General features: G+C 64.5%; 13 protein-coding genes. 6 read left to right on the top strand and 7 right to left on the bottom strand.

All coding sequences use genetic code 11. From position 1 onward, the window contains the following. Positions 1-246: 246 nt before the first annotated feature. The 3 genes from VGR99_RS00065 to VGR99_RS00055 all read right to left on the bottom strand — a co-directional run bounded on the left by VGR99_RS00065 (position 247) and on the right by VGR99_RS00055 (position 3,633). Positions 247-1,050 (bottom strand): enoyl-CoA hydratase/isomerase family protein, encoded by an 804-nt coding sequence (locus VGR99_RS00065; protein ID WP_326896250.1) that lies wholly within the window; start codon positions 1,048-1,050, stop codon positions 247-249. A gap of 99 nt (positions 1,051-1,149) precedes the next feature. Further along, positions 1,150-2,694, bottom strand: a complete 1,545-nt coding sequence (locus VGR99_RS00060) for an acyl-CoA synthetase (RefSeq protein ID WP_326896249.1) — start codon at positions 2,692-2,694, stop codon at positions 1,150-1,152. A 129-nt stretch (positions 2,695-2,823) separates the two neighbouring features. After that, the gene (locus VGR99_RS00055) at positions 2,824-3,633 is read right to left on the bottom strand and encodes a crotonase/enoyl-CoA hydratase family protein (RefSeq protein ID WP_326896248.1); all 810 of its coding nucleotides are present in this window, start codon (positions 3,631-3,633) and stop codon (positions 2,824-2,826) included. 105 nt (positions 3,634-3,738) lie between these two features. On the opposite strand from VGR99_RS00055, the gene VGR99_RS00050 reads away from it, so the two are divergent. After that, positions 3,739-4,611, top strand: a complete 873-nt coding sequence (locus tag VGR99_RS00050; RefSeq protein ID WP_326896247.1) for an SDR family oxidoreductase — start codon at positions 3,739-3,741, stop codon at positions 4,609-4,611. A gap of 77 nt (positions 4,612-4,688) precedes the next feature. Further along, complete coding sequence (locus tag VGR99_RS00045) at positions 4,689-6,269, top strand: fatty acid--CoA ligase (protein ID WP_326896246.1); 1,581 nt, start codon at positions 4,689-4,691, stop codon at positions 6,267-6,269. Between the two features lie 190 nt (positions 6,270-6,459). On the opposite strand, the gene VGR99_RS00040 is transcribed toward VGR99_RS00045, so the two are convergent. After that, entirely contained in the window at positions 6,460-7,734 is a 1,275-nt protein-coding gene (locus VGR99_RS00040) for an acyl-CoA dehydrogenase family protein (protein ID WP_326896245.1), read from the bottom strand. 210 nt (positions 7,735-7,944) lie between these two features. On the opposite strand from VGR99_RS00040, the gene VGR99_RS00035 reads away from it, so the two are divergent. After that, a complete protein-coding gene (locus VGR99_RS00035; RefSeq protein ID WP_326896244.1) occupies positions 7,945-8,724 on the top strand; it encodes an enoyl-CoA hydratase-related protein in 780 nt (259 codons plus the stop codon). Positions 8,725-8,951: 227 nt separating this feature from the next. On the opposite strand, the gene VGR99_RS00030 is transcribed toward VGR99_RS00035, so the two are convergent. The 3 genes from VGR99_RS00030 to VGR99_RS00020 are packed head-to-tail and all read right to left on the bottom strand — an operon-like array spanning position 8,952 to position 11,103. Beyond that, positions 8,952-9,329, bottom strand: a complete 378-nt coding sequence (locus VGR99_RS00030; RefSeq protein ID WP_326896243.1) for a DUF6285 domain-containing protein — start codon at positions 9,327-9,329, stop codon at positions 8,952-8,954. 2 nt (positions 9,330-9,331) lie between these two features. Further along, the gene (locus VGR99_RS00025; RefSeq protein WP_326896242.1) at positions 9,332-10,318 is read right to left on the bottom strand and encodes a phosphotransferase family protein; all 987 of its coding nucleotides are present in this window, start codon (positions 10,316-10,318) and stop codon (positions 9,332-9,334) included. Beyond that, on the bottom strand, positions 10,315-11,103 hold the full coding sequence (locus tag VGR99_RS00020; RefSeq protein WP_326896241.1) for an enoyl-CoA hydratase/isomerase: 789 nt from the start codon (positions 11,101-11,103) through the stop codon (positions 10,315-10,317). Before VGR99_RS00020 ends, VGR99_RS00025 begins: the two co-directional genes overlap by 4 nt. A gap of 193 nt (positions 11,104-11,296) precedes the next feature. Between VGR99_RS00020 and VGR99_RS00015 the strand changes: the two genes are divergently transcribed. The 3 genes from VGR99_RS00015 to VGR99_RS00005 all read left to right on the top strand — a co-directional run bounded on the left by VGR99_RS00015 (position 11,297) and on the right by VGR99_RS00005 (position 14,147). Beyond that, on the top strand, positions 11,297-12,076 hold the full coding sequence (locus VGR99_RS00015) for an SDR family oxidoreductase (protein WP_326896240.1): 780 nt from the start codon (positions 11,297-11,299) through the stop codon (positions 12,074-12,076). Positions 12,077-12,189: 113 nt separating this feature from the next. Beyond that, the gene (locus VGR99_RS00010) at positions 12,190-12,570 is read left to right on the top strand and encodes a VOC family protein (RefSeq protein ID WP_326896239.1); all 381 of its coding nucleotides are present in this window, start codon (positions 12,190-12,192) and stop codon (positions 12,568-12,570) included. A gap of 299 nt (positions 12,571-12,869) precedes the next feature. Continuing rightward, the gene (locus tag VGR99_RS00005; RefSeq protein ID WP_326896238.1) at positions 12,870-14,147 is read left to right on the top strand and encodes an acyl-CoA dehydrogenase family protein; all 1,278 of its coding nucleotides are present in this window, start codon (positions 12,870-12,872) and stop codon (positions 14,145-14,147) included. Positions 14,148-14,297: the final 150 nt, after the last annotated feature.

The following is a 14,297-nucleotide window of genomic DNA, read 5'->3' as shown; positions in this document are numbered from 1 at the left end:
GTAGATTGGCCGGCCTGTTCCTCCTTAGAACCCCATCAGGCGACGGCCATAGCGCCGATCCCGTACAGAAGCAGGTTCCCGGTGAGAGGATGACGCGAAAAAGGGATTGACTAACCGAGGCCCGTTACAGAAGCCCGGATGAGCCAACGGGTCGGCGCGGAGCGCCGCCCGATGACAGGCTCCACGACATCCGGGGCCTCTCACTCCCACTGTCCCGGGTATCGCTTCGCTCACCCGGGCTACGAATTACTTCCCCTCGAACTTCGGTTCGCGCTTCTCCATGAAGGCCTTCATGCCTTCGGCCATGTCCTGTGTCCTAAACAGCGGCAGGAGCTGGAGATAGACGTGGTGGACGTGGTCGTGGAAATTCTCGTTGAGGCCCATCCGCATCATGCGCTTGGAGGCCTGCACCGCGAGCGGCGCGTTGGCGGCGATCTCGCGGGCGACGGCATACGCGCGGGTCATCAGCTCGGCATCCGGCACGACCTCGTTGGCAAGGCCCCATTCCAGGCATTCGCGCGCGCTGAGGGTGCGGCCGGTGAAGATCAGCTCGGAGGCCTTGGCCCAGCCGAGCATGCGCGGCAGCAGCCAGGTGCCGCCGGATTCCGGCACCACGCCGCGCTTGACGAAGGCGGCGGCGAGCTTTGAGGATTCCGCCATGATGCGGATGTCGCAGCCGAGCGCGGTGTCCATGCCATAGCCGGCCGCGCCGCCGTTGACGGCGCAGATGGTCGGCTTGTCCATCGCCTGCAACACCGTCGGCGGCGTGTTGCGCAAATTGATCGTGGTCGGCGAGGATGCGGCGCTGAGGCCGTTGCCGTCGCGCTCCTTGCGCAGGTCGAGGCCGGCGCAGAATGCCCTGCCCTTGCCGGTGAGAATGACGACGCGGACGTTCCTGTCCTCGTTGGCTTGGGTCAACAACCGCGCCAGATCGTTCAGCATCGGGCCGGAGATCGTGTTCATGCGCTCCGGCGCGTTCAGCGTGATGGTCGCGATGTGGTCGGCGACTGTGTAAAGGACTTCTTTGGTCTCGCTTGCCGCATCGCTCATGGGAGGCCCCTCTCTTGTAGCCCGGATGAGCGCAGCGACATCCGGGACCTTCTCTCTTACCATCCCGGGTATCGCTTCGCTCACCCGGGCTACGGACTGTCAGATCTTCCGCCCCGCCCGCTCCCAATAGGGATCGCGCAGGCGGCGCTTGAAGATTTTTCCAGAATCTTCGCGCGGCAGGCCGCTGCGGATCTCGATGTGCTTGGGCACCTTGTAATCCGCGAGCGAGGTCTTCAGCCGCGCGCGGACATCGGACGCTTCGAGCGCGATGCCCGGCTGCGGCTCCACAACCGCCATCAGCGCCTCGCCGAACTCGGCATCGGGGATGCCGAACACCGCGCAATCATGCACGCCGGGCACGGCGTGCAGCACGGATTCGATCTCGGCCGGATAGATGTTGACGCCGCCCGAAATCACCATGTCGCGCTTGCGGTCGCAGATGAAGACGTAGCCCTCCTCGTCGATGTAGCCGACATCGCCGGAGGTGATGAAACCGTCGCGGTCGATCTCGGCGCGCTTCTCCGGCTTGTTGTGGTAGGTGAAATCGGCCATCTCGGCCATGCGCGAGTAGATCTCACCGATCTCGCCGACGCCCAGCACGCGGCCGTCATCGCCGATGAAGCGCAGCTCCGCACCGGGCGAGATCTTGCCGACCGTGCCGGGCTTCTTCAGCGCGTCCTCGGAGGTTGCGAAGGTCACGGCGCTGGATTCGGTCGAGCCGTAGAACTCGTAGATCACCGGCCCCCACCATTCGATCATGGCGCGCTTGACGTCCGCTGGGCATGGCGCAGCGGCGTGGATGATGTGGCGGAGCGAGGAGACGTCGTACTTCCTGCGCACCGCCTCCGGCAGCTTCATCAGGCGAATGAACATGGTCGGCACCATGAAGATGGTGTCGATTTTATAGCGCTCGATCAGCTCCAGAAATTCCTCCGCCTCGAAGCGCGGCATCAAGACCAGCACGCCGCCGAGCTTGCCCGCACGGATGCCGAACGAGTTGGGCGCGGAGTGATAGAGCGGCCCCGGCAGGATCGCGCGGGCGCCGGGCTTGAGCCCGTAGATCATCGCGCGCATGCGCTCGCCGGCGGCCTGCTGATCCTGCGTCGGCGCATTGCGGCGCACGCCCTTGGGATGGCCTGTCGTGCCCGAAGTGTAGATCATGTTCATCGGCTGCGGCACGACCGGGCCGTCATAGGGCTGGAATTGCGCGAGCCAGGACTCGAGATCGATCGCGAAGTCCGGCGTCTTCAGGTGATCCGGATCGATCTTGTAGTTTTTGAGGATCTCCGGCGGCGTCGGCACGCTGAGCACGGTGACGCCTTTTGGAATCGCGTCGCGCAAGGCGTGCAGCATGTCGGCATGTCCGATCAGCACGGAGGTGCCGGTGTCACCAAGGATGTAGTTGATCTCCTCGGGCTTGAAGTGCCAGTTGATCGGCACGCCATAGGCACCCAGCCGCATCGCGGCATAGGCTGCCTCCAGGAAGGCGATGTCGTTGCGCATCAGCATGCAGACGCAATCGCCCTGCTTGACGCCGACCTTGGCAAGGCCGGATGCGATGCGGTCGGCACGGGCGGCGACTTCGGTGTGGGCACGGCGGCGCTCGCCGGAGACGATGCCGAGGAAGTTGGACGTTTCGCTCATTTTTGTTTTTTCTTTTTAGTTGGAGTTGACCCTCATGGTGAGGAGGCGCGGAGCGCCGTCTCGAACCATGAGAGCCCGTGGCCCATCCCTCGAGACGCCGCTGCGCGGCTCCTCGGGATGAGGACCTTGTTAGTCCGCATACTTCGCCGCGCGCTTCTCCAGATTCGAGCGCACCGCCTCGGTCTGGTTCGGGCTGCCGATCAGCTTCTGCTGCTCGACCGACTCCGCGAGCAGCGCCGGGCCCGGATCGACCGAGAGATTGTTCAGCAGTCGCTTCGCAGCACGGATCGCATCAGGGCTTTTTCCCGCGATCTCGCGTGCGACCTCGAGCGCCGCAGCGCGCGGATCATCGCAGATGCGCGTGGCGAGGCCGTAGGTCATTGCCTCCTGCGCGGAGAAGATGCGCCCCGTGTAGGTGAGATCGCGCAGGATGTCGTCGCGCACCAGCGAGGCCAGGATCGGCGTGCCCGCCATGTCAGGCACGAGGCCCCATTTGATCTCCATCACCGACATCCGCGCATCGGGGGATAGGAAGCGCATGTCGGCGCCGAGCGAGAGCTGGAAGCCGCCGCCGAAGGCAACGCCATGCACCGCAGCGATCACGGGAACCGGAAGCTGTCGCCATCCCCATACCGCTTGTTGCGGAAAGTTCGCCTGGCCGTGCGTGCGCTTGGTGAGATCGCGATTTTCGCCACCCGGAATTCCGTTGCCGCCCTTCTCCTTCATGGCGGCAAAACGCCCCATGTCGAGACCGGCGCAGAAGGCGCGGCCCTCGCCTGAGAGCACGACGACGCGCACGCCTTTTTCCTTCGAAAGCCGCTCGGTTGCCGCGACAAGGGCCTCGAACATGGCCTGATCGAGCGCATTCATCTTGTCCGCGCGCACCAGCCGCACGTCGGCGACGCCTTCCGAGATCGAAATCGAGACGCGCTCTTCCATGGATGAATTCTCCCCTGTTCTTGTTCGGTGCCGCTTTACAGAAAGCTGACGGCCAGATTTAGTCAATCGACCAATTAACTGACAATCCGTACGGGAGAAACAGCCATGTTCAAGGAAAATCTTCTGGCTGGGCGGCGCATTCTCGTGACCGGCGGCGGCACCGGGCTCGGCAAGTCGATGGCAGCGCGCTTCCTCCAGCTCGGCGCCGAGGTGCACATCTGCGGCCGGCGCAAGATCGTCTGCGACGAGACCGCGACCGAGCTGATGGATCAATATGGCGGCCGCGTCACCAGCCACGGCGTCGACATCCGCAACGCGCTCGCGGTCGACGAGATGATCGAGAATATCTTCCGCGACGGACCGCTGACCGATCTCATCAACAACGCCGCCGGCAATTTCATCTCGCGCAGCGAGGAGCTGTCGCCGCGCGGCTTCGATGCCGTCGCCAACATCGTCATGCACGGCACATTTTATGTGACGCATGCGGTCGGCAAGCGCTGGATCGCGTTGAAGCAGCCGGGCAACGTCGTCTCGATCACCGTGACCTGGGTACGCAACGGCTCGCCTTACGTGGTGCCGTCGGCGATGAGCAAGTCGGCGATCCACGCCATGACGATGTCGCTCGCCACCGAATGGGGCCGCTACGGCATCCGCCTCAACACGATTGCACCCGGCGAGATCCCGACCGAGGGCATGAGCAAGCGCATCAAGCCGGGCGATGAAGCCGGCGCGCGCACCAAGGCGATGAACCCGATGGGCCGCGTTGGCACCATGGAGGAATTGCAGAACCTCGCGGTATTTTTAATTTCCGGCGGCTGCGACTGGATCACCGGCGAGACCATCGCCATGGACGGCGCGCAGGCGCTCGCCATGGGCGGCAATTTCTACCAGCTCCGCGACTGGAGCGACGACGACTGGAAGACCGCGCGCGAAAGCATCATGGCGCAGAACGAGAAGGACCGGGCGAAGCGGGGGTAGCGTCCTCTCCCGTATTGTCTTTGCCCGCGGATGACGCCACACTCCGCGGCATAAGAACAAAACGCCACGGGAGAGACATGTCCACCACACAGCCATTGGCGAATCTCGCCGACATGGTGCGCGAGCGCGCGACGAGCCGCGGCAACGCCACCGCCTACGAGTTCGAGGGCCGCGTCACCAGCTTTGCCGAATTCGACGTCAAGACCAACAAGGTCGCAAACGCGCTTCTCGCGATGGGCGTCAAGAAGGGCGACCGCATCGGCTATCTCGGCAAGAACAGCGATCTCTATTTCGAACTGCTGATGGGCGCGATGAAGGCCGGCGTCGTGATGGCGCCGGTGAACTGGCGGCTCGCCGGGCCCGAGGTCGCCTTCATCGTCGCGGATTGCAAGGCGCCGGTGCTGTTCGTGGGGCCGGAGTTCATCACCCAGGTCCGCCAGATCAAGGATCAGCTGCCGGGCGTTCGTACCGTCATCACCACCGAAGGCGGCGCGCCGGAATGGCAGGATTTTGCCGCCTGGCGCGATGCGCAGAGCGACGATGATCCCAAGGTGCCGATCGACACGAAGGACATCGCGATCCAGCTCTACACGTCGGGCACCACCGGCAAGCCGAAGGGCGCGATGCTGTCGCATGCCAACTTCCTCAACCTCGTTCAAACCGGCAATGCCGAGGACAAGCCGGAGTGGAACCGCTGGTCGACCGATGACGTCTCGCTGGTCGCGATGCCGATCTTCCACATCGGCGGCTCCGGCTGGGGCGTGATGGGGCTCTATCACGGCGCCCGCGGCGTCATCGCGCGCGAGTTCGATCCGACCAAGGTGCTGGACTTCTTCGAGCAGTCGGGCATCACCAAACTGTTCATGGTGCCGGCAGCGATGCAGTTCGTGGTGCGGCAGCCGCGCGCGAAGACGGTCGATTTCTCCCGGCTGAAATACATGCTCTACGGCGCCTCCCCGATTCCGGCCGCGTTGCTGAAGGAATGCATCGAGATCTTCAAATGCGGCTTCGTGCAGATGTACGGCATGACCGAGACGACGGGCACCATCGTCGCGCTGCCGCCGGAGGACCACGTCGAGGGCCTCGAGCGGATGCGCTCGGCCGGCAAGGCGCTGCCGGGCGTCGAGATCGCGATTCTGGACGTGGACGGCAAGCCGCTGCCGCCGCGCGAGGTCGGCGAGATCGCGACGCGCTCGGGCTCGAACATGGCCGGTTACTGGAATCTGCCGGAGGCGACCGCCTCGACGCTGCGCGGCGACGGCTGGCTGCGCACGGGTGACGCCGGCTACATGGACGAGGACGGCTATCTCTACATCCACGACCGCATCAAGGACATGATCATCTCCGGCGGCGAGAACATCTATCCCGCCGAGGTCGAGAGCGCGCTGTGCGATCATCCTGACGTCGCGGAAGCCGCGGTCATCGGCATCCCCGACGACAAATGGGGCGAGGCGGTGAAGGCCGTGGTGGTGATGAAGCCCGGCAAGCAAGCCACCGCCACCGACATCATCAACTTCACCCGCGAGCGCATCGCCGGCTACAAGACGCCGAAGAGCGTGGAGTTCCTGCCGGCGCTGCCGCGCAATCCGTCAGGCAAGATTTTGCGGCGGCAATTGCGCGAGCCGTATTGGGCGGGGAAGGATCGAAGGGTGAATTGATCGTCGTTACGAGCAATCCCGAGTCCCTCCAAGGCGACATCTCTGGATTGCTTCGCTTCGCTCGCAATGACGGCGTGGAGACAGAAGCGCGCCTCTCTCCACCGTCATTGCGAGGAGCGCTTGCGACGAAGCAATCCAGTCTGTCTCTGTGGAACAATTCTGGATTGCTTCGCTGCGCTCGCAATGACGCTTAATGCTTCCCCGGCCCCATATAGCCGAACAGGAACCCCGCCACCTTGCGCATCTGGATCTCCTCGCTGCCTTCGGTGATGCGGTAGCGGCGGTGGTGGCGGTAGATGTGCTCGAATGGCTTGTGGCGCGAATAGCCCATGCCGCCGTGGACCTGCATGGCGCGGTCGGCCGACTCACAACAAAGGCGGTTTGCCCAGTAGTTGCACATCGAGACGCGGTCGGAGAGCGTGCGCTCGATCTGCTCCTCGGTGAGCTGGTCCATCTCCCAGGCGGTCTTGCGGATCAACAGGCGCAGCATCTCGGCCTGCGTCGCAAGCTCGACCAGCGGAAACTGGATCGCCTGGTTCTCGGCGAGCGCCCGGCCGAACGGCTTGCGCTCGCGCGCATATTTCACGCTTTCGTTGATGCAGTAGACGGCCGCGCCGAGCGAGCTCGCGGCCTGGCGAATGCGGTTCTGGTGGACGAAGCATTGCGCCAGCGACAGGCCGCGGCCGACCTCGCCGAACTGCGCGTCCTCAGGCACGAACACGTCGGTGAAGCTGACGCGCGGATGGTCAGTCGGCATGTTGAAGGTCCACATGTACTCCTCGACCTTCACGCCGTGGCTCTTGGCCGGCACCAGGAAGCAGGTGATGCCGCGGGCATCGCCGTCATTGCCTGATGTGCGCGCGAACAGCGCGCAATGCGTGGCGACGTGCATGCCGGTCGTCCACATCTTCTCGCCGTTGATGATCCAGCCCTTGACGTTGTCGCGGGTCGCCGGCACCGCGCGCGTCTCCATGTGGGTGGCGTCCGAGCCGTGATGCGGTTCGGTGAGGCCAAAGGTGATGCGGTACTTGCCCTTGATGGAGCCGTCGATCATCGCCTTCTGGTCGTCGCGACCGTAGCGATCGAGCATGGTGACGACGGGGAAATTGCCGACGATCGAGTGCTCGTTCTGGAGGTCGTTGTGCAGGCCGAGACCCTTGGCGGCAAAATGCTCGCGGATCACGGCCATCCAGAGGTTGGAGCCGTCCTTGCCGCCATATTGCTTCGACACCGGAAAGCGTAAGTGCCCGGCAGCGTCGGCGAGATCCTTGGCCTTGCGCAGCAGCGCCTCCCACTCATGACGCGGCAGGCCGCCATTCTCGAAATCGGTGCGCGCCCATTCGCGGCGATGGTCGAAGAAGCGGATGTTGTCGTCGGCCTCTTCCAGCGGCTTGATCTCGCGTTCGATGAAACGATCGAGTTCTCCGAGATAGGCGACGAGATCGGCAGGCAATGAGAAATCCACGGTTCTCTCCCGGATTGATTTTATCGTTTTGCGTTAAGGCGCTAGGCGCATTTTGCTTCGCACGATTAAGGTGAGAAGTGCGACGCCAAGTCAAGCAAGCTGAGGCGTGTGAGAGGCGCAAAGCGCATTGCGCAATTTGGTGGTGCTCGTGCGCGGGCACGCGGTAGTATGACGCCAATATTCCTTCACGAGAAAATGCGGGAGCGCGCGATGGATCTGAAATTCTCAAAGGCGGAACGCAAGGGGCCGATCACGATCGTCACGCTGTCGCGGCCCGAGGTCTACAACGCGCTGCACACCGACGCGCATTTCGAGCTGCAAAAGGTGTTTGACGATTTCTCCGCCGATCCCGAGCAATGGGTCGCGATCGTCACCGGCGCCGGCGACAAGGCGTTCTGCGCCGGCAACGATCTGAAGTGGCAGGCGGCCGGCGGCAAACGCGGCTGGGACAAGGGCGGCTTTGCCGGCCTCACCGCGCGCTTCGACTGCGACAAGCCGATCATCGCCGCGGTCAACGGCGTCGCCATGGGCGGCGGCTTCGAGATCGCGCTGGCCTGCGACCTGATCATCGCCTCGGAGAATGCCACCTTCGCCCTGCCCGAGCCGCGCGTCGGCCTCGCCGCGCTCGCCGGCGGCCTGCACCGCCTGCCGCGCCAGATCGGCCTGAAGCGCGCCATGGGCATGATCCTCACCGCGCGCCATGTCAGCGCCAAGGAGGGCCAGGAGCTCGGCTTCGTCAACGAGGTGGTGCCGCAGGGCGAAGCGCTCGCCGGCGCACTGCGCTGGGCTGAGATGATCACCAAGAACTCGCCGATGTCGATCCGCGCCTCGAAGCAGACCATCCAGAAGGGCCTCGCCGTGTCGCTGGAGCAGGCGATCGAGGAGCAGCGCGAGTACCCGGCGGTGAAGGCGATGGTGGCCTCGCAGGATTACATCGAGGGCCCGAAGGCGTTCTCGGAGAAGCGGCCACCGAAATGGGTGGGGAAGTAGGGGCTCTCCCGTCACGACGACGAGCGCCCCCAACATCACCGGTGTCATGCCCCGGCTTGACCGGGGCATCCAGTACGCCGGGGCTTCTCGGTTCTAGCCGCACTGCCTCTGGAATACTGGCCCGCCTTCGCGGGCGATGACAGCCCGTAGGATGGGCAGAGCGGAGCGAAACCCATCAATGGCAGAGCACGGCTTGAGATGATGGGTTTCGCTTCGCTCTACCCATCCTACGAATTGCGATCCTGCTCCCGCTTGTACGAGGCGTAATTCGGCTGATCGACCGCGAGCTTGTCCATTGTGGTTGCCCATAGATGCTTGGCTAGCCCCGGCGTCGCAAGATCGACCTCACCTTTCGCGATCCGCTCGGCGAGCGCGCGGTTGAGGTCGGTCACCGAGCCGTCCGTGCCGAGCAGCGCGCGCAGGCGCTCGACCTCCTTCGCATCGCTCCCCGCCTCCCGCGTCAGCTGCCGCGTGACGAGGTCGAGGATGTTGACGGCGACGCGCAGCTTGAAGGCCTGATGGCCGGAGATCAGCGGCGTGATGTCGTTGCGGAGGAAATCGGCGACCGCCTTGGTCAGCTCGATCGGTGTCGGTTCGTCTTGCATGCCTACCCTCCCCGCGGCGCGAGCAGCCGTAAGAGATCGATCTCGGTCTCGGACGCGCGACGGCCGATCATGGCGCGCTCCATCGAATGATCCGGTCCCTCGCGGAACCGCTGCATCATGCCGCCGCACATGATGCCCCAGCGCAGCGTGCCCATCACTTCCCAGAATTTGACCCGCGCGGGATCGCATTTGCGGCCTGCGGCCTCATAGCCGGCGAACAGGTCTTCGCGCGAGCCAAAGCCGCCGACGGGCTTGTCGATCTCGCCAAAGCGCCAAGAATTGACGCAGACCCAGCCGAGATCCTCCATGGGATCGCCGAGATGGGCGAGCTCCCAGTCCAGCACCGCGCGGACGCCGTCGGCGCCGATGATGAGATTGCCGTTGCGGAAATCGCCATGCACCAGCGTGGTCTCGGCCGACGGTCCGGGATCGTGGTCGCGCAGCCAGCGCAGCGCCAGCTCGAACACCGGCTTTGGCCAGTTCAGGCTGCGATAGTCGCGCTCGAACTCGGAGATTTCCCGGGTCGCAGAGCGGCTGCGCAGCTCGGGCAATTTGTCTTGCGGCAGCCTGTGCAGCCCCGCCAGCACACCGCCGATCTGACGCGCCAGATGCGGCCGCGCCGCTGCGAACTCGTCATCGCGAAGGATCTTGCGCGCGATGGTCTCGCCTTCCACGCGCTGCATGATGAAGCCGGTGCCGAGATCGTCGTCCGGCGTCAGCACATGCAGCACGCGCGGCGACGGCACACCGGCCTCGAAGGCGAGCTGCATCAGCTGCGCTTCGGCCGCGAGGCCCGCCGCGCGCGTCGGCGCGGCGCCATAGCCTTTCGGCGAACGGCGCAGGATCGCGCCGATCGGCCCATCGGGATGCACGATGTCGAAGCGCCAGGTCTCCTGGCTGGCACCACCCGACAGCCGCGCCGCGCCGGTGACACCGGTCGCACCGGGACACCAGCGCGCCACGCTGCGCGAAAGCTCCGCCTCGATCATTTGCCTTTGAACTGTGCCGGACGCTTCTCCAGGAAGGCGCCGACGCCCTCGCGGAAATCTTCCGTGTCGCCGGCGCGGAGCTGGCACTGGAATTCGAGATTGAGCTGCTCCTCGAAGGAATTCTCGGGGCTGTCCCAATAGAGCTTGCGGATCAGCGACAGCGCCACCGTCGGGCCGCTCGCCAGGTCGCGCGCGAGCTTCATCGCCTCCTCCATCAGCACGCCGTCGTCATGGACGCGGTTGACGAGGCCCCATTCCAGTGCCTTCTCGGCCGGCAGCCGCTCGCCCATCAGCGACAATTCGATCGAGCGCGCGCGGCCGACGAGGCGCGGCAGCAGCCAGGTCGAGCCGCAATCCGGCACGAGGCCGATGCGCCGGAAGGCCTGCAGGAAATAGGAGGAACGCGCGCACAGGATCATGTCGCCGAGCAGCGCGAAGCTCATGCCGGCGCCCGCCGCCGGCCCGTTCACCGCCGTGATGATCGGGCAGTGCAAATTGCGGATGCGGCGCAGGAAGGGATGAAAGCCGGTCTCCAGCGTCAGGCCGGCCTTGGTCTTCTTCGACTGGTTGTTGCGGCCCTGCAGATTCGCGCCGGTGCAGAACGCTCGCCCCGCGCCGGTCAGCACGATGCAGCGCACCTCGTCCTTCTTCTCCTCGATCGCGTCGAGCGCTTCGGAGAGCCCGCCCAGCATGTCCACGGAGACCGCGTTCATCACCTCCTGATGGTCGAGCCGGAGGATCGCGACCGAGCCATCGAAATCGAGCGTGACGTGTTTGAACTGCATCGTTTCCTCGTCAGTTGCCGGCCGCGTCAGTTTCGCAGGCCGGAATTCATTTTTGCCGGGGCGCATATTTGATTTTTGGCGCGGTCTTGTCCATGGTGACCAAAGCATACCCCACCGTCATATCGCACGATCTTGCGCGCACCGGCTGACGCGCGGCCTACCAAAAAGTCTCGCCAAGAACAGGAAACGCGCCATGAATCTCTTCGACCTCTCGGGCCGCGTCGCGGTGATCACCGGCGGCAATGGCGGTATCGGGCTCGGCATCGCGCAGGCGCTCGCCGGCCAGGGCTGCAACGTCTCGATCTGGGGCCGCAATGCTGACAAGAACAAGGCTGCTGCCGCGAGCATGGCAGGCCTTCCAGGCAAGGTCGACAGCCGCGTCTGCGACGTCACCGATCCGGCCTCGGTCAACGCCGCGATGAAAGCGACGCTCGACACCTTCGGCCGGGTCGACGGCTGCTTCGCCAATGCCGGCATCGGCGGCGGCGGCCGCAGGTCCTTCATCGAGCGCACCGAAGAGGAATGGCGTACGATGTTCGCGACCAATCTCGACGGCGTGTTCCACGCGTTCCAGGCCGCCGCAAAGCACATGACCGAACGCGCGAATGCCGGCGATCCCTTCGGCCGGCTGGTGGCGACCTCGAGCCTTGCCTCGATCTTCGGCACCGCGCGCAACGAGCATTATGCCGCGACCAAGGCCGCCATCAACGCGCTGGTGCGCGCGCTCGGCGTCGAGCTCGCCCGCCACGGCGTCACCGCCAATGCAATCCTGCCCGGCTGGATCAAGAGCGACATGACCGCCGGCATCATGGCCAACGAAAAATTCGTCGCCAACGTGATGCCGCGGATTCCGATGCGCCGCTTCGGCGAGGCCTCCGATTTCGGCGGCATCGCGGTGTATCTGATGAGCAAGGCCTCGTCCTATCACACCGCCGATACGTTCGTGATCGACGGCGGCTATACGGCGTTTTGATTCTGGGTTCGCAGCCCGGATGGAGCGCAGCGCAATCCGGGACCAGCCAAAGCAAGCAAGACCCGGATTTCGCTGCGCTCCGTCCGGGCTACAAACTCTGAGGGGGAAGGCAAATGTTCTCACACATCATGATCGGCACCAACGACCTCGACAAGGCCAAGACGTTCTACGACAGTCTGCTGAGCACGCTGGAGGTGCGGCCGGCCAAGGTCGATGGCCACCGCATTTTCTACTTCACCAAGACCGGCGTGTTCTCGGTGACCAAGCCGATCAACGGCGAGCCGGCGACCTGTGCGAACGGCGCCACCATCGGCTTTGCCGCCAATTCGCCCGAGCAGGTCGACAAGTGGCACGCCGCAGGCGTCGCCGCCGGCGGAACGCCGATCGAGAATCCGCCCGGCATCCGCGAGGGCGCGGGAAACAAGCTCTATCTCGCCTATCTGCGCGACCTCGACGGCAACAAGATCTGCGCGATGCATCGGATGCCGAACTGAGCTGACCGCACCACCACCGTCATGCCCCGGCTTGACCGGGGCATCCAGTACGCCGCGGCGTCTCGATGCAATCACTGCGGCCTCTGGAATACTGGATCGCCCGGTCTTCGCCGGGCGATGACAGCGGAGAGTGAGGCGCGCGGCTGTGACCTCCCTACTATCCATTCAAACAACATTTCAAACGCCCTCGCGAAATTCCATCGCGTGGCATGGCGCGCGTGAGAAAATACCCGCTCGCACTTTGGCGGCGCTGCGACTATTCTTGCGGCCAACACGATCTCAGTGAACCGGGAGGAACAATGACAAAGCACGCCTACATACCCCGCACCACCAACTACACCCTCAATCCCGGCGACGAGCTGAACGACCTGCGCATGTCGGACCAGGTCCGGCCGCTCTACGACCACGTCAAGAAGTTCATCCGCGACACCGTCGAGCCGATGTCGATCGAGTTCGCCAAGGCGGGCGAAGGCAAGGAAGACCGCTGGAGCTTTACGCCGAAGCAGCTCGAGGTGCTGGAGAAGGCCAAGAACAAGGCCAAGCAGGAAGGCCTCTGGAACTTCTTCCTGCCCGATGACGAGACCGGCCAGGGCCTGAAGAACCTCGACTACGCCTATATCGCAGCCGAGCTCGGCAAGAGCCCGCTGGCCTCCGAAACCATGAACTGCTCGGCGCCCGACACCGGCAACATGGAAGTGCTGGAGCGCGTCGGCACCAAGGAGCAGAAGGAGAAGTGGCTGAAGCCGCTGATGAACGGCGAGATCCGCTCGGCCTATGTCATGACCGAGCCGAACGTCGCCTCCTCCGACGCCAAGAACATCTCGACCACCGCAAAGCTCGTCGGCGACGAATGGGTCATCAACGGCGAGAAATACTACATCTCCGGCGTCGGCGATCCCCGCTGCAAGATCCTCATCGTGATGGTGAAGACCAATCCGGATGCGGCGCCGAGCAAGCAGCAGTCGCAGATCCTGGTGCCGCGCGACACGCCCGGCGTCGAGGTGCTCGGCCCGATGTACGTGTTCGGGCAGGACCACGCCCCGCGCGGCCACATGCACATGCGCTTCAACAATGTGCGGGTCCCGAAGGAGAACATGCTGCTCGGCGAGGGCCGCGGCTTCGAGATCTCGCAGCTCCGCCTCGGACCGGGGCGCATCCATCACTGCATGCGCACCATCGGCAAGGCCGAGAAGGCGCTCGACCTGATGGTGCAGCGTGGCCTCACCCGCGAGGCCTTCGGCAAGAAGATCGCCCATCTCGGCGGCAACATGCAGATCATCGCGCAGGCGCGCTGCGAGATCGAGGCGATGCGTCTGATGGTGCTCAAGGCCGCCAAGGCGATGGACGTGCTCGGCAACAAGGAAGCCCGCGTCTGGGTCTCCATGGTCAAGGCCATGGTGCCGGAGCGCGCCTGCAAGATCATCGACCAGTCGATCCAGATGCACGGCGCCACCGGCATCTCGCACTGGACCCCGCTCGCGGAGATGTACCAGGACGTCCGCCACCTGCGCTTCGCCGACGGTCCCGACGAGGTGCACTGGATGGTGGTGGGCCGCCACGAGCTGAGCATGGCGTAAACCGCTAGATGCCGTAGATTCCATGGGGCGGTGAGCGTGGCCTTTCCGGTAGGTTTGGGTTTCCACACTCGAACCCACGGAGGGTCAGATGCAAGCATCGACTGTAGGCACGCTCACCAGCGACCATAATGGCACAATTTTCCTTGCGAT

Origin of the sequence: Bradyrhizobium sp. (genome assembly GCF_035935975.1) — a bacterium.
Lineage (GTDB): Bacteria > Pseudomonadota > Alphaproteobacteria > Rhizobiales > Xanthobacteraceae > Bradyrhizobium.
This window is presented reverse-complemented; position numbering and strand designations above follow the sequence as displayed.

Excerpts from the sequence above, each read along its gene's own strand:
- VGR99_RS00010 (WP_326896239.1), top strand. The coding sequence starts at position 12,190 with ATGTTCTCACACATCATGATCGGCACCAACGACCTCGACAAGGCCAAG.
- VGR99_RS00060 (WP_326896249.1), bottom strand. The coding sequence starts at position 2,694 with ATGAGCGAAACGTCCAACTTCCTCGGCATCGTCTCCGGCGAGCGCCGC.
- VGR99_RS00015 (WP_326896240.1), top strand. The coding sequence starts at position 11,297 with ATGAATCTCTTCGACCTCTCGGGCCGCGTCGCGGTGATCACCGGCGGC.
- VGR99_RS00045 (WP_326896246.1), top strand. The coding sequence starts at position 4,689 with ATGTCCACCACACAGCCATTGGCGAATCTCGCCGACATGGTGCGCGAG.
- VGR99_RS00025 (WP_326896242.1), bottom strand. The coding sequence starts at position 10,318 with ATGATCGAGGCGGAGCTTTCGCGCAGCGTGGCGCGCTGGTGTCCCGGT.
- VGR99_RS00020 (WP_326896241.1), bottom strand. The coding sequence starts at position 11,103 with ATGCAGTTCAAACACGTCACGCTCGATTTCGATGGCTCGGTCGCGATC.
- VGR99_RS00050 (WP_326896247.1), top strand. The coding sequence starts at position 3,739 with ATGTTCAAGGAAAATCTTCTGGCTGGGCGGCGCATTCTCGTGACCGGC.
- VGR99_RS00005 (WP_326896238.1), top strand. The coding sequence starts at position 12,870 with ATGACAAAGCACGCCTACATACCCCGCACCACCAACTACACCCTCAAT.
- VGR99_RS00055 (WP_326896248.1), bottom strand. The coding sequence starts at position 3,633 with ATGGAAGAGCGCGTCTCGATTTCGATCTCGGAAGGCGTCGCCGACGTG.
- VGR99_RS00030 (WP_326896243.1), bottom strand. The coding sequence starts at position 9,329 with ATGCAAGACGAACCGACACCGATCGAGCTGACCAAGGCGGTCGCCGAT.
- VGR99_RS00035 (WP_326896244.1), top strand. The coding sequence starts at position 7,945 with ATGGATCTGAAATTCTCAAAGGCGGAACGCAAGGGGCCGATCACGATC.
- VGR99_RS00065 (WP_326896250.1), bottom strand. The coding sequence starts at position 1,050 with ATGAGCGATGCGGCAAGCGAGACCAAAGAAGTCCTTTACACAGTCGCC.